Origin of the sequence: Yoonia sp. SS1-5 (genome assembly GCF_038443705.2) — a bacterium.
GTDB lineage: Bacteria > Pseudomonadota > Alphaproteobacteria > Rhodobacterales > Rhodobacteraceae > Yoonia > Yoonia rhodophyticola.
Genome location: NZ_CP151767.2, coordinates 935,400 through 949,757, shown reverse-complemented (window position 1 = coordinate 949,757; position 14,358 = coordinate 935,400). Strand labels below are relative to the sequence as shown.

Below are 14,358 nucleotides of genomic sequence, written 5' to 3'. Positions count from 1 at the left end.
TAGCCAGTTCCGCCGTCTGCCGCAAGGTCAGTTTTAAACGGCTCGTCGGATCGTGACCGGACCGGATGCAGACGGCCCTTGTCCATTGGCCAGCCTTCACGATATGTACCCCCGGACAGAATGCTGCATTCTGAGATCAGCGAGGGCCAAGGTGAGCAATTCAGACAGTTTTATCGACGAAGTCACGGAGGAAGTCCGCCGTGAGAAACTGTATGGCTATCTGCGTCGCTATGGCTGGATTGCCGTGGCTTGCGTTCTGCTGTTGGTGGGGGGCGCGGCCTTCAACGAATATCGCAATGCTCAGGCCGGCAGTGCTGCAGAGGCAACCGGCGACGCCCTGCTTGAGGCGCTCAACGAGAATGAGCCCGCAGCCCGCGCCGCCCGCATTGCCGAGGTCCAGACAGAAGGCGCGGCTGCGGCCGTTACCGCCCTTTTGACCGCTGCCACCCAGCAGGAAACGGGCGAGATCGAGGCCGCGCATGCCACGTTAAGCGGCGTCGTGACGAATGCGGATATTCCACCGATTTACAAAGACCTTGCCGCAATCAAGGCCGCCATGCTGCCCATCGCCGACACGGCCGCGCGCGAGGCATCGCTGGATGCGCTGTCGCAGCCCGGTCAGCCGTTTCGCCTATTGGCGCTGGAACAGTTGGCCTATCTGGCGCTGGAGCGTGGCGAGACGGATGCTGCGTTGACCACGCTTCGCCAGATCGAAGAGGATGCAAGTGTGACCCGCGGCCTGCGTGAACGCGTGCAGAGCCTGATGGTCGCCCTGGGTGAGCCGTTGCCCGAGCCCGAGACGCAGACCGAGACCGAATAAAGCAGGATTGGACACCTCAGTGAGCGCGAAATTTCTGATCTCTGCCGGTGTGGCCCTGACCGTCCTGGCTGGATGTACCGAGGAGGATCTGATCCTGCCGGGCGAGCGTTTCGACCTGCGCGCACAGGCGCAGGAGGTCAATCAGGTGCGGGCCGTCAGCCTGACCTCCCCCCGTGCAAACGCGGACTGGACACACCGGAACGGTGATGCGGATCATCTGATCCCGCATCCTGCACTTGGCAGCAACCTGCAGCCTGTCTTTGTGACCGCCATCGGCGAAGGCGACAGCCGCAGGGCGCGGATCACTGCCGATCCGGTTGTTGCCGGTGGGGTGATCTACACGCTGGATGCGCGGGCGACAGTATCTGCAACCTCGACCGCCGGTCAGTTGCTCTGGCAACGCAATGTCGCGCCGGGAAGCGATAACCTGTCGGATGCATCCGGTGGCGGGCTGGCCGTCAGCGGCGGGCAGCTTTATGTGACATCCGCGTTTGGCGCGGTCACGGCGCTGGACGCCGCAAGCGGTGAAACGCGCTGGGTGCAGGACCTCGACGCGCCGGCGCTGGCGCCCCCGACCGTGCGCGGCGGGCTGGTCTATGTGATTGCCCGCGACAGCACCGCCTGGGCGCTTGAGCCGACAAATGGCCGGGTTCAATGGCAGGTATCCGGCACCCCATCGACAGCCAATTTTTCCAGCGGTGCAGCGCCCGCAGTCAATGACAGTATCGCGATCCTGCCCTTTCCATCGGGCGAAATCATCGCCACCTTCCCAGAAGGTGGCCTGCGTCGTTGGTCCAGCGTGATATCAGGCGAACGGTTGGGCCGGGCGGCCTCGGTGATCACTGATATTGGCGGTGATCCGGTGATCGAAGGCAACCGCGTCTATGTCGCGAATTTTGGCGGTCGTGTTGCCGCGTTCGACACATTTAACGGTGACAGGCTTTGGACTGCGGGCGAGGGCGCGATCAGCCCTGTCTGGCCGGCGGGGGGCAGTCTGTTTCTTGTCAATGATCTGAACCAGCTGGTACGTCTGGACGCAAGCACCGGCCAGCCGATCTGGCGCACGTCCTTGCCGACCTTCCGGGGGGAAAATACCCGCCGGCAAAACCGCATCGTTGCCCATTACGGCCCGATCCTTGCGGGCGGACGGCTGATTGTCGCCTCGTCGGACGGGGTGATCCGGCAGTTTGATCCGCGATCCGGCGGTGCGCTGGGGGATATCGCCATCGAAGGCGGTGCCGCGTCACATCCGGTTGTTGCGGGGCAGACGCTCTACGTGGTCAGCAAAACCGGTCAATTGCACGCTTTTCGTTGACGAATATTTGGTGTAGGCGCACGGTCTGAACCCGTCAGGAGCGCTGATATGACCTTCACCCTCGCCATTGTGGGCCGTCCCAATGTGGGCAAATCGACTTTGTTCAATCGACTGGTCGGCCGCAAGCTTGCGCTTGTGGATGATCAACCGGGCGTGACCCGCGACTTGCGCGAAGGCGAAGGCCGTCTGGCTGATTTGCGCTTTACGGTGATTGACAGCGCCGGGCTGGAAGAGGCGACGGATGACAGCCTTCAGGGCCGCATGCGCCGCCTGACCGAGCGCGCCGTCGAGATGGCCGATGTCTGCCTGTTCATGATTGATGCGCGGGCAGGGGTGCTGCCTGCGGATGAGGTCTTTGCCGATATTCTGCGCAAGAAGAACGCCAATGTGATCCTTGCGGCCAACAAGGGCGAAGGCAAAGCCGCCGATGCCTCGATACTCGAGGCATATGCGCTGGGGTTGGGTGAACCCATTCGCATGTCGGCCGAGCATGGCGAGGGTATGGGCGAGCTTTTGGATGTCCTGCGCCCCATCGCCGAAAAAGGTGCGGAACGCGCCGCTGCAGATGCCCCCGAAATTGACGTGGATGTCGGTGAAGATGATGAGGACGCCGCCCGTATTCCCACACGCGCCAAGCCTTTGCAGATTGCCGTTGTTGGCCGCCCCAATGCGGGCAAGTCGACCCTGATCAACAAGATCATCGGTGAAGAGCGCCTTTTGACCGGGCCGGAGGCGGGTATCACCCGTGACGCGATTTCTGTGCAGCAGGATTGGGACGGCGTGCCGATGCGCATCTTCGACACCGCCGGCATGCGCAAGAAGGCCAAGGTACAGGAAAAGCTGGAAAAACTGTCTGTCTCCGACGGCTTGCGGGCCGTCAAGTTTGCCGAGGTGGTTGTTGTCTTGCTGGACGTCGAAATTCCGTTCGAGCAACAGGATTTGCGCATCGCCGATCTGGCAGAGCGTGAGGGCCGTGCGGTTGTTGTTGCGGTGAACAAATGGGATATCGAGGACGACAAACAGGTCAAATTGCGTGAATTGCGCGAAAGCTTCGAGCGGCTGTTGCCTCAGCTTCGTGGCGCCCCGCTGGTGACCGTATCGGCAAAGACGGGCAAGGGGCTGGACCGTTTGCAGCAGGCGATTATGCGCGCGCATGATGTCTGGAACCGCCGGATCAGCACCGCCAACCTGAACAGGTGGCTGACCGGAATGCTGGAACAGCACCCGCCGCCCGCACCCGGCGGCAAACGGATCAAGATGCGTTACATGACGCAGGTCAAGACCCGGCCACCGGCATTTGTTGTCATGACCTCGCATCCCGACATGATGCCAGAAAGCTATAAGCGATACCTTATCAATGGCTTACGTGTCGATTTTGATATGCCCGGAACGCCGATCCGCCTGTATTTGCGCGATCAGGGTGACAAGAACCCCTATAAGGACAAGAAGTCATCGCAGCCCTCGCGCCTGTCCAAACACCTTAAGAAGGGACCGGCTGAGCGGTAATGCCGTTGCGCGCAATCAACGCGCTGATCACGACGATCCCTGCGGTGGCGGCGCTGCTGACGCCGATCAGCTCGGCGCCATTTGCCACGATGACGGCGATAAGCGCCCAGATCACCGTTGCGCCGTAAGCGACCGACCCCGTGCGCCAAAGGACATATCCTGCGCTGCCTGCGGCCAGCGCGATACCCAGATAGGCCCATCCCAGCGCGTCCGTCACAAGCCCGTATCCAGCCGCAGTACTGCCCAACGACACAAAGGACGCCGCCGTCAACCATCCGGCGTAGATGGCGACGGGCGTGCGCAACCACCACCTGTCATAGGCCGGGCTGCGCATCAGCGCCGCAATCGCTGTGACGGCCATCGCAAAGATCATAACCGTCGCCCAGATGGCGCTTGTATTGGCAACGGCCAGCCATGGGGTCCCAATTGCCAGGCTTGCGATCAAAGGCAGGCGGGCGGCTGTCCACCCTGCGTCATCGGCCCGCTTCCACACCCCGAACAGGGCAGAGACCAGCAGCCAGGCGTAGATTAGCCCCCAGATTGCAAAAGCATATCCTGCAGGCTGAACAGGTGGGTCAATTTGCGGAATCGGCAGTTGATCGGCCCGGAAACCGCTGAACGGATCCGTGAGTGCGGGAGAGACGACAAAGCTGATCGTCAGGGCGAGGGTCACATATGCGAAGGTGTGTTTCATGAACAGCAAACTAAGCTGACCTGCCATCGGTTCCAGATCAATTCTTGACCGGGTCAGGAAATGCAGACTTGCTGCTTTGATGCCGTTGCGTCAACATTCCTGCATTCAAGGGAGCATTTGAGATGAAAAACATAGCAATATTTTGCGACGGCACGTGGAATTCGCCCACAATGCCGGAACCGACCAGTGTATTTCGCGTGTCCCAGAGTTGTGCAGATGATGACAAGCAAGTCGTGATCTATATGCCCGGCGTCGGCGTGGGCAAGTTGGGGTCGACCATCAAAACCTGGGTCAACAAATTGGCCGGGGGCGCATTTGGCTGGGGATTGGCCCGGAATGTGAAACAGGCCTATGCCGAGCTGTGCCGCGTGTACGAGGAAGGCGACAAGATCTACATTTTCGGATTTTCCCGCGGTGCCTACACCGCCCGTTCGCTTGCGGGCATGATCCGGAAATGCGGGATTATCCCCAAGGAAGATATCGGCGTCGTCAAGCTTGCCCGCGCATGGCAGGTCTACAAGAAGGCCGGCAAGAAAAATCATCCTGACGGGGATATCGTCTGGCCCATCCGGCAACGTCTGTCGCCCAATGTTGCCACGTCAGAAAAGGATCTGACCCGCCGCATCGCCGATGGCAATGAGGGCGGGCATATCGTGAATATCGCCTATCTGGGGGTCTGGGATACTGTCGGCGCGCTGGGAATACCCGAAGGGCTGGTTGGCCCCTTGGCGCGGCTATGGAACTGGCGCTACAAGTTTCATGACACCGAACTGTCCAGCCTTGTCAAATCAGCCCGGCACGCGGTTGCCCTTGATGAGCAGCGGGTCTTTTACGAGCCCTCCCTATGGAACAACCTGACCGGGCCAGATGGGCTGAACAAGGGCGACATCAGCGAGACCCGCCCTTACCAGCAGGTCTGGTTCATTGGCAGCCACAGCATCGTGGGCGGCAGCAGTGACAGCCGCGGTCTTGTGTCTTACCCGCTGTCATTCATTGCCGATGGGGCCCGGGATGTCGGGCTGGCGATCAAGGAAACGCCCAAGCTGCCGGACCATGATGGTGACGCCTTGTTTGAAACCAAGGAACTGACCGATCCAGGCCTTGTCTATGCGGTTGCGCCGCATCTGCGCAAATGGCGCAAGGGTCCGGACGATCCGGGTTCGGTGCATTGGTCGGTTCGTGAACGCGCGCGCAGGCTGGCGGGGGTTTATCAACCCGACACGGTCAAACTGGTGCTGGCGGCATTGCTGGCAGATGAGATGCCAGCCGCCGCCAATGATGACACTACGCCAGTTGTCCGTCAGGCGTGATCCGCGTTTTGCCACGCAAATAGGGATGCAGGATGGCGGGCAGATCAACTGACCCGTCTTCTTGCTGGCCGTTTTCGACCACCGCGATCAGGGTCCGCCCCACCGCAAGACCCGAACCGTTTAGCGTATGCAAAAATTGCGGTTTGCCACCCTCGGCGGGCTTGTAGCGGGCATTCATCCGACGCGCCTGATAGTCACCCGCGACCGAAACCGACGCAATCTCGCGATAGGTGTTTTGTCCGGGTAGCCACACTTCGATATCATGTGTCTTTCGCATGCCCGCACCCAGATCGCCCGTGCAAAGGACGACCGTGCGATAGGGCAATTCCAGCTTTTCGAGGATGGCCTCGGCGCATTTTGTCATCCGCCGATGCTCGGCCGCACTTGCATCGGGGGTTGTCACACTGACCATTTCGACCTTTTCAAACTGGTGCTGGCGCAGCATGCCTGATGTGTCGCGCCCTGCTGATCCGGCCTCGGACCGGAAACATTGGGTATGGGCCACGTATCGGCGGGGCAGGTAGCTTTCGTCGACGGTCAGGCCATTAACGATATTGGTCAATGTAACCTCTGCGGTAGGGATCAACCACCACCCGTTGGTGGTCTGATAACTGTCTTCGCCAAATTTCGGCAATTGACCGGTGCCATACATCATTTCTTCGCGGACAAGGACGGGTGTGATCGTCTCGACCAGCCCATGTTCTTCGACATGGGTGTCCAGCATGAACTGGGCCAGCGCCCGGTGCAGGCGCGCGACAGCACCCGACATCAGCACAAAACGACTGCCCGACAGCTTGGCCGCCGTTTCGAAATCCATACCGGGCCGAATGCCGGGGATGTCATAATGCTCTAACGGGTCAAATGCGAAATTCGGAACGTTGCCGAAACGGTGGATTTCGACGTTATCCTCTTCGTCCGCGCCGTCGGGGACATCATCATGCGGCAGGTTGGGGATGCCCATCAACAGATCCCTGAGGGCGGCATCATCCGCCTTGGCGTCGTCATTCAGCGCGGCAATCTGGGATTTCTTTTCAGCGACCAGCGCGCGGAGCCGTTCAAATTCGGCCTCATCGCCGCGTCCCTTTGCGGCACCCACCTCTTTGGCGGCCTTGTTTGCCTCGGCCTGCGCGGTTTCTGCGGCCTGGATCTTGGCGCGTCGGGCTTCGTCCATCGCAAGGATATCCGCGGACATTGGCGCAATCCCACGGCGCGACAGGGCTGCATCAAAGGCAGCGGGATTGTCACGGATGGTGCGGATATCATGCATGGGTCCGGTCCTTTTTGGTGCTTTGGTGCCGGTGATATGCCCGATTGCGGTGGCGGAGTGAACCGGAAAACAACAGTCAGACTTGCGCTGGTACAGCGTGGCCCCAAAACGCGTTGCCCGACAGCTGGTTGGCGAATTGAACACTTGGGTCTTATGCAATCTGCGGTTGGCGCCATAATGCAACACGCACTGTTTTGCATTACACAAAGATTGCAACGCGCTGCAGAAAATCACATGCAATTGTAATCATTACGAAGGGAAAGTTAATGATTAGAACAATAACAACGACAGCGATTTTGGCGCTGACCGCGGGTACCGCGATGGCCGATGGCCTCAACTATGCCCGCTTCAGCTATGACCTCAACAATTTCAGCGACGATTCAGGCGCTGACGATATCAAGACAAGTGTTTTCCAAGGTGAGTTTGAATATAGCATTGACCAGTTTGTTCTGGGCGCGAATTTAACAAACTTTGCGGTAGATGTCAGCGATGAAAGCAGCCTCACTGTCTACGACGTTTGGGCTGGTTTTGTGGCAACGCCAGAGATCATGGCCGGTCTTGGTCTGACTGGGGCGTCATTCGGCGATGAGGACACCAATGGCGCAGAATTCTTTGGCCAGTACACGACTGACCAATTCGGGATTGGCGTGCGCGTCGCACAGCTCGACTTCGAAGAAGACAACATTAGTACCATTCTGAACGGCCAGGTATCGGTCACGCCCGAAGTGGAGCTTGGGGCCGTGATTTGGAAGGACTCCGAGTTTGATGGCACGGGTTATATGCTGAGCACTGACTACGACAACGACCTGATCGATGCGCGCGCATATTATCAAAGCAACACAGAGGCTGAGTCCGGTTTTTTTGCGGTGCGCGGCAGCTACAAGGTTGCAGATATGTTCCGTATCTCGGCGCTGTACGAAACGGTTGTTGGTGACGAAGAATTTGATGTATCGTTTTACACGATTGGCGGCGGGTACGAATTTGTCGATGGCGCATGGATAGACGTCAACTATGGCCAAATTGATTTTGGCGACGAATTCGAAAAGGTTGATCGCATCCAGGCAGCCATATCCTTTGAAATGGGCGACCGCCTGCGGCTTGATAACCAGTTTGAGCAAGACACGACTGACGACAGTCTGATGGGTTCAGGATCATATTTCTAAGCGCATATCATTAAACAAAAACTGAGGGCTCGCTATACTGCGAGCTCTTTTCGTCTTTGGGCTGTTGTTGGTGTCCGCATCACGGTTTCTGCAAATTCAGCGCCCACCGATTGCTTTCCCCAAAAGCTGCCCCCATATGGCGTGAAAGGCTTGTTGCCATTCGCAGGTGGCGGACATAAGTTGCCGCGACTTTAACGCCGGCTAAGACCAATAAGGGACGGGATATGAGACCAGCTGATCTGATACTTCTTTTGGTGATCTTTGCGATCATGTACTTCTTGTTGATCCGGCCGCAGCAGAAAAAACTGAAGGAACACCAGACCATGCTTGCCGCCCTGCGGCGCGGCGATCAGGTGATCACGCAGGGTGGGCTGGTCGCCAAGGTCGTGAAGGTCAAGGATGACAGTAACGAGGTCGAGGTCGAAATCGCCGATGGCGTCAAGGTGCGGGTGATCAAATCGACGATCACAACCGTGATGAACAAGACCGAACCTGCGAAAACCTGATCTGATGCTTCAAATCTCTTTCGCCAAGCAAGTGATGATCTGGCTGACCGTCATTGTCGGCCTGACATTTGCCATGCCCAACGGGTTCTATGGCCGGGTAGAAGGGCACAATGACGCGCTGACCAATCCGCAGGCCCTGATCGACAATGGCGCCACAGCGCCGGAGGTCGAGCAGATGGCGGCTGGTTGGCCTGCGTTTCTGCCGTCGGGTCTGGTCAATCTGGGACTTGATCTGCGGGGCGGTGCGCATCTGCTTGTCGAGGTGAAGCTGTCCGATGTCCATGCATCATTCATGGAAGGGTTCTGGCCCGAGGTCCGGGATGTTCTGGTGGCAGAGCGTGACACGGTCGGCCTTGTCACCCGCGAGGACAGCCCGCCCGACGAATTGCGCGTGCGCATTTCCGAACCGGGCGGCGTTAACCGCGCGTTTGAACTGATCCGGGGGCTCAGCCAGCCTGTGCCCTCGTTCACCGGCACATTGTCTAACAATATCGAGGTTTCGGTCAGTGGGACCATCCTGACGATCACGCTGAGCGAAGCGGAACTGCTGGCAATGAACGAGCGCACGATGGCGCAGACGCTGGAAATCATTCGCCGCCGTATTGATGAGGTCGGCACCCGCGAGCCGACGATCCAGCGGCAGGGTGGCGAACGGGTTCTGGTGCAGGTGCCGGGTGTCGGATCGGCCCAAGAGATTATCGAACTTCTTGGCACAACCGCACAGCTGACCTTCAATCCGGTTGTCAACGTGACCGGCGATGCAAACCAATCGCCCGGTAGCGGCAACACGATCGTGCCATCCATTGATAACCCGGGAACATATTACATTCTTGAAAGTCGTCCGGTTGTGACCGGCGAGGATCTGGAAAATGCGCAGCTTGATTTCGACCAGAATGGCCGACCCGCCGTTGCGTTCCGGTTCAACACATCTGCGGCCCGGAAATTTGGTGATTTCACGCTGGAAAATATCGGCTCGCCATTTGCGATTGTGCTGGATGACGAGGTGATCTCGGCCCCCACGATCCAAAGCCATATCCCCGGTGGATCGGGCATTATCACCGGCAATTTCAGCGTTGAAGAGGCCACCAATCTGGCGGTGCTTCTGCGTGCAGGTGCCCTCCCGGCCGAGCTGACATTTCTGGAAGAACGCACCATTGGCCCCGAACTGGGGCAGGACAGTATTGATGCGGGCAAGATCGCCTGTATCGTCGCCGGATTGGCTATTCTGATCTACATGATCCTCAGCTACGGGCTTTTTGGCGTCTTTGCCAATATTGCGCTGATCATCAATGTCGGCCTGATTTTTGGCCTGCTCAGTATTGTCGGCGCCACGCTGACACTGCCGGGTATTGCCGGTATCGTGCTGACTATCGGGATGGCGGTTGATGCCAATGTGATCGTGTTCGAACGAATCCGGGAAGAGCTGAAGACGGCCAAGGGACCGGCGCGCGCAATCGAGCTGGGGTATGAAAAGGCGTTGTCATCCATCGTGGATGCCAACATCACCACATTCATCACGGCGGTTATTCTGTTCACCATGGGGTCCGGCCCGGTCAGCGGTTTTGCCGTCACATTGGGTTTCGGGATCATAACATCGGTGTTTACCGCTATTTTCGTGACCCGGTCGATCATTGCGATCTGGTTTGGGCGCACCCGTCCAAAGACAATCGAGGTTTGATATGCGTCTGAAGCTGGTTCGCGAGAATACCAAGATTGACTTCTTTAGCCGGGCCAAGCTGTGGCTTGGTATCTCGATGGTGCTGATGGTTGTGGCGTTTGGGTCTTTCATGATTCAGGGGCTGAATTTTGGCATCGACTTTCAGGGCGGCACAAGCATCCGGACCCAGTCGGCGCAGCCTGTTGACGTTGCAGCCTACCGCGGCGCGCTTGAGCCGCTGGATCTGGGCGATGTATCTATTACCGAGGTTTTCGATCCGAATTTTGACGAAAACCAGAATGTCGCGATGGTGCGTGTTCAGGCTCAGGAGGGGGATGAGCGCATCGCCTCCGAGACGATTTCCGCTATTCAAAGCGCGCTGCAAGGCGTTGATCCGGCGATGACTTTCCCATCTGTGGAATCGGTTGGGCCCAAAGTATCGGGCGAGTTGATCCAAACCGCCGCCCTGGCTGTTGCGCTGGCTGTGTTGGCGATCCTGGCTTATATCTGGCTGCGGTTTGAATGGCAGTTTGCGGTGGGTGCGGTGCTGGCCCTGACCCATGACGTGATCCTGACCATCGGTATTTTCTCGGAACTGCAGATCAAGTTTGATCTGGCAATTATTGCCGCATTGCTGACGATTGTCGGCTATTCAATCAATGACACCGTGATTGTCTTTGACCGGGTTCGTGAGAACCTGCGCAAATACAAGAAAAAGGACCTCAAAGAGGTGCTGAACCTGTCCATCAACGAAACCCTCAGCCGGACATTGATGACATCTGTCACCACGTTGCTGGCGCTTATTTCGCTGTTTGTGTTGGGTGGCGACGTGATCCGTGGCTTTGTGTTTGCGATGATCTGGGGCGTGGTGATCGGGACCTATTCCTCCATCTTTGTGGCCTCGGCCCTTTTGCTGGTTCTCGGGGTCAAGCGCGACTGGTCCAAGAAAGACCCCAGCGCCGGCACCCGGTACGGCCATATCGACACATAGGGGCTGCCCATGCGTCTGAATGAAATCGACTATAATGACAGTGTCCCGATCGAGGGCTATGGCCCCGGCTTCTTTCGCATCGCCGGCGAACGCGTGGACGGCCCGATTGCGCTGTTTCCGTCCGGGGTGAAACCCTGGGGGGGGTACGATGACATCGCCACATTGCTGGATATGGCAGATCAGGTGGATGTCATTTTTGTCGGGACCGGTGCCGAGATTGCGCATCTGCCAGCTGATTTTCGCAAGGCCTTTGATGATGCGCATATCGGGGTTGAGCCGATGGCCTCACCAGCCGCCTGTCGGACCTACAATGTGTTGTTGTCAGAAGGGCGGCGCGTGGCGGTTGCGCTGATCCCGGTCTAGGATGCTGCGTGTTTCGGGCCTGTCCTGCGCCCGCGGTGGCGTGCCGGTCCTGTCAGATGTCAGCTTTGAAGTGGCAGCGGGACAGGCGCTGATCTTGCGGGGGCCGAACGGCATCGGGAAAACAACGCTGCTGCGCGCCCTAGCCGGGTTGCAGCCGGCAGCCAGCGGGCAGATCGCGTATCCCGAGGATACAGGCGCCTATGCCAGCCACGCCGATGGGATCAAGGCTGCGTTGACGGTGACCGAAAACCTGACGTTCTGGGCCGACATACACGGCACCCGTGATCTTGTTGCGGCAAGCCTGTCCAAGTTTGATTTGGTCGACTTGCAGGACCGGCTTGGCGGCACATTGTCAGCCGGGCAAAAGCGCCGCCTTGGTCTGGCCCGTCTGGGGGTCATCGGTCGCAAGGTCCTGTTTCTGGATGAACCGACCGTCTCACTAGACCGGTTTTCGGTAAAGCTGTTTGCTGACTGGCTACAGGATCACCATCTTGGGGCAGGCGGTTGCGCCGTTGTCGCGACGCATATTGATCTGGGACTTAGCGCGCCAGAACTTGATCTGAGCCCCTTCAAAGCCCCTTTGGATGCCGCAGATGGCGCAGACGAGGCATTCTTGTGATTGCGCTGCTGCGGCGCGATTTGCGTCTGGCGATCCGGGCAGGGGGCGGCTTTGGGCTGGGGCTTGCGTTCTTTTTGATCGTTGTGGTCCTTGTGCCTTTTGGGGTCGGGCCGGAAACCGCGTTGCTGCAGCGGATTGCGCCGGGGATGTTGTGGGTGGCCTCCTTGCTGGCCGCACTTTTGTCGCTGGACCGGATCTTTGCATTGGATTTCGAGGATGGGTCGCTGCCGCTGCTGGCGACCTCACCGCTGCCGCTAGAGGCGGTGGGACTGATCAAGGCCTTGGCGCATTGGATGACGACCGGCCTGCCACTGACAATCGCGGCACCTGCGCTGGGGTTTTTGCTGTCGCTTGCGCCGGATGCGTATCCTTTTTTGCTGCTGTCGCTGCTGATCGGCACGCCAGCCTTGTCGATGATCGGCACGTTCGGGGCGGCGCTGACGGTGGGGCTGCGGCGGGGCGGGCTTTTGCTGTCGCTTCTGGTCCTGCCGCTTTATGTGCCCACGCTGATCTTTGGGGCCGAGGCGGTGCGGCGGGGCGCGGATGGGCTGGACCCGACCGGCGCGCTGCTGTTGTTGGGCGGGATCACGGCAGGATGCTTTGCGCTGCTGCCTTTTGCGACTGCGGCAGTTTTGCGCATCAATCTGCGGTGATCGGGGATTGATGCATGGGAAGAGTAGGGTAGATAAGCCGGATGTCGTTGTGGGAATTTGCCAATCCGAAAAAGTTCATGGGCTGGACCGCGCCGGTGCTGCGCTGGTGCTGTGCCTTGTCGGCGGCCTGCCTGCTTGTGGGGCTGGTCTGGGGCTTTTTCTTTACACCGGATGATTTCCGGCAGGGGTCGACGGTCAAGATTATCTATCTGCATGTGCCAGCGGCCATGATGGCGATCAATGCCTGGGTCATGATGCTTGTGGCGTCGCTGATCTGGGTGATAAGGCGGCATCATGTCTCGGCCCTGGCGGCGCGGGCGGCGGCGCCAGTGGGGCTGACGATGACATTGATCGCGCTCTTCACCGGTGCGATCTGGGGGCAGCCCATGTGGGGGACATATTGGGCCTGGGACCCACGGCTGACATCATTTCTGATCCTGTTTCTGTTCTATCTGGGCTATATCGCCTTGTGGGAAGCAATCGAGGATCCCGACACCGCGGCTGACCTGACAAGTGTGCTGTGCATGGTGGGATCGGTATTTGCGATCCTGTCGCGCTATGCGGTGAATTTCTGGAACCAGGGCCTGCATCAAGGCGCGTCCCTGTCGCTGGATAAGGAGGAAAACGTGGCCGATGTGTTCTGGTTCCCGCTATTGGCGTGTATCGCCGGGTTCGTTTTGTTATTCGTTGCGCTGGTGCTGATGCGCACCCGGACTGAAATTCGCGCGCGTCGCATCCGCGCCCTGCAAGCGAGGGCAAACCGTGCCTGATCTGGGTCAATACGCGACCGAAGTGCTATCGGCCTATGCTGTCAGCATCGCGCTGCTTGCGGGCATTGTCGGGCTGAGCTGGCGGCGCTATGTCCGCATTCGCGCGGCCCTGAGGAAGGTCGAGAAAAATGGCTAGATTGTCCCCTCTGATGATCCTGCCGCCCGTGCTCTTTGCTGCATTTGCCGGACTGGCTGTTGCGGGCATATTGCGCGAGAATCCGGATGAGCGGCAATCAACCTATCTCGGGCAGCCGGCCCCTGCGGTCCCGGTTGAGGCGGTTCAGGGGACCGCGCAACTGACGGATGATGACCTGCGATCAGGCGATGTGACTATCGTGAATTTCTGGGCCAGCTGGTGCCCGCCATGCCGGGCGGAACACCCGAACCTGTTGGATTTAGAGGCCCAAGGCTACCGCGTCGCAGGCATCAATTTCCGCGATCAGCAGGATCAGGCCGGGTCTTATCTGGTGGACTATGACAACCCGTTCTTTGCAACCGGGTTCGATCTGCGCGGCAGGGTGGCGATCGACTGGGGGGTGACGGCACCGCCCGAAACCTTCATCGTGGATGGGGACGGCACGGTGCTCTACCGGTTTGCCGGGCCGCTGGTTGGGTCGGACTATGAGCAGCGGTTTCTGCCTGAGTTGGCGAACGCGTCGGAGTGAGTACAGATGCCCGCTATGCGGGACAAACCGGACTTGTGCAGCTGCGGCTATTGCTAGCG

The 14,358-nt window shown here is 59.0% G+C and carries 16 protein-coding genes; 14 read left to right on the top strand and 2 right to left on the bottom strand.

The window, feature by feature from the left end:
- Positions 1 to 151 precede the first annotated feature (151 nt).
- The 3 genes from AABB31_RS06280 to der are packed head-to-tail and all read left to right on the top strand — an operon-like array spanning position 152 to position 3,641.
- Positions 152 to 820, top strand: coding sequence for a tetratricopeptide repeat protein (locus tag AABB31_RS06280; RefSeq protein ID WP_373635537.1), 669 nt, complete (start codon positions 152 to 154; stop codon positions 818 to 820).
- A gap of 19 nt (positions 821 to 839) precedes the next feature.
- The gene (locus tag AABB31_RS06275) at positions 840 to 2,135 is read left to right on the top strand and encodes a PQQ-binding-like beta-propeller repeat protein (RefSeq protein ID WP_373635536.1); all 1,296 of its coding nucleotides are present in this window, start codon (positions 840 to 842) and stop codon (positions 2,133 to 2,135) included.
- 48 nt (positions 2,136 to 2,183) lie between these two features.
- On the top strand, positions 2,184 to 3,641 hold the full coding sequence (gene der, locus AABB31_RS06270) for a ribosome biogenesis GTPase Der (RefSeq protein WP_373635535.1): 1,458 nt from the start codon (positions 2,184 to 2,186) through the stop codon (positions 3,639 to 3,641).
- Here the strand turns inward: der and AABB31_RS06265 are convergent.
- Entirely contained in the window at positions 3,616 to 4,335 is a 720-nt protein-coding gene (locus AABB31_RS06265; protein ID WP_373635534.1) for a hypothetical protein, read from the bottom strand. The genes der and AABB31_RS06265 overlap by 26 nt on opposite strands.
- Positions 4,336 to 4,457: 122 nt before the next feature.
- Here AABB31_RS06265 and AABB31_RS06260 point away from each other — a divergent pair, with 122 nt between their 5' ends.
- Complete coding sequence (locus AABB31_RS06260) at positions 4,458 to 5,645, top strand: DUF2235 domain-containing protein (RefSeq protein ID WP_342075323.1); 1,188 nt, start codon at positions 4,458 to 4,460, stop codon at positions 5,643 to 5,645.
- Here the strand turns inward: AABB31_RS06260 and serS are convergent.
- Complete coding sequence (gene serS, locus AABB31_RS06255) at positions 5,620 to 6,912, bottom strand: serine--tRNA ligase (RefSeq protein WP_342075324.1); 1,293 nt, start codon at positions 6,910 to 6,912, stop codon at positions 5,620 to 5,622. The two genes, AABB31_RS06260 and serS, sit on opposite strands and share 26 nt — an antisense overlap.
- Before the next feature lie 194 nt (positions 6,913 to 7,106).
- Here serS and AABB31_RS06250 point away from each other — a divergent pair, with 194 nt between their 5' ends.
- The 10 genes from AABB31_RS06250 (at position 7,107) to AABB31_RS06205 (ending at position 14,299) form a co-directional block, all read left to right on the top strand.
- Positions 7,107 to 8,075, top strand: coding sequence for a hypothetical protein (locus AABB31_RS06250; protein ID WP_373635533.1), 969 nt, complete (start codon positions 7,107 to 7,109; stop codon positions 8,073 to 8,075).
- 224 nt (positions 8,076 to 8,299) lie between these two features.
- Positions 8,300 to 8,581: a preprotein translocase subunit YajC gene (yajC, locus tag AABB31_RS06245; protein ID WP_342075327.1), complete on the top strand. Its 282-nt coding sequence runs from the start codon at positions 8,300 to 8,302 to the stop codon at positions 8,579 to 8,581.
- A 4-nt stretch (positions 8,582 to 8,585) separates the two neighbouring features.
- Complete coding sequence (gene secD / locus AABB31_RS06240; protein ID WP_342075328.1) at positions 8,586 to 10,259, top strand: protein translocase subunit SecD; 1,674 nt, start codon at positions 8,586 to 8,588, stop codon at positions 10,257 to 10,259.
- A gap of 1 nt (position 10,260) precedes the next feature.
- The gene (secF, locus tag AABB31_RS06235; protein ID WP_342075329.1) at positions 10,261 to 11,229 is read left to right on the top strand and encodes a protein translocase subunit SecF; all 969 of its coding nucleotides are present in this window, start codon (positions 10,261 to 10,263) and stop codon (positions 11,227 to 11,229) included.
- A gap of 9 nt (positions 11,230 to 11,238) precedes the next feature.
- Positions 11,239 to 11,592 (top strand): Mth938-like domain-containing protein, encoded by a 354-nt coding sequence (locus AABB31_RS06230; RefSeq protein WP_373635532.1) that lies wholly within the window; start codon positions 11,239 to 11,241, stop codon positions 11,590 to 11,592.
- Between the two features lies 1 nt (position 11,593).
- Entirely contained in the window at positions 11,594 to 12,211 is a 618-nt protein-coding gene (gene ccmA / locus AABB31_RS06225) for a heme ABC exporter ATP-binding protein CcmA (RefSeq protein ID WP_342075330.1), read from the top strand.
- A complete protein-coding gene (gene ccmB, locus AABB31_RS06220; RefSeq protein ID WP_342075331.1) occupies positions 12,208 to 12,864 on the top strand; it encodes a heme exporter protein CcmB in 657 nt (218 codons plus the stop codon). The genes ccmA and ccmB overlap by 4 nt, the downstream gene beginning before the upstream one ends.
- Before the next feature lie 41 nt (positions 12,865 to 12,905).
- Complete coding sequence (locus AABB31_RS06215) at positions 12,906 to 13,634, top strand: heme ABC transporter permease (protein WP_342075332.1); 729 nt, start codon at positions 12,906 to 12,908, stop codon at positions 13,632 to 13,634.
- Entirely contained in the window at positions 13,627 to 13,770 is a 144-nt protein-coding gene (gene ccmD / locus AABB31_RS06210; protein WP_342075333.1) for a heme exporter protein CcmD, read from the top strand. Before AABB31_RS06215 ends, ccmD begins: the two co-directional genes overlap by 8 nt.
- The gene (locus AABB31_RS06205) at positions 13,763 to 14,299 is read left to right on the top strand and encodes a DsbE family thiol:disulfide interchange protein (RefSeq protein ID WP_342075334.1); all 537 of its coding nucleotides are present in this window, start codon (positions 13,763 to 13,765) and stop codon (positions 14,297 to 14,299) included. Before ccmD ends, AABB31_RS06205 begins: the two co-directional genes overlap by 8 nt.
- Positions 14,300 to 14,358: the final 59 nt, after the last annotated feature.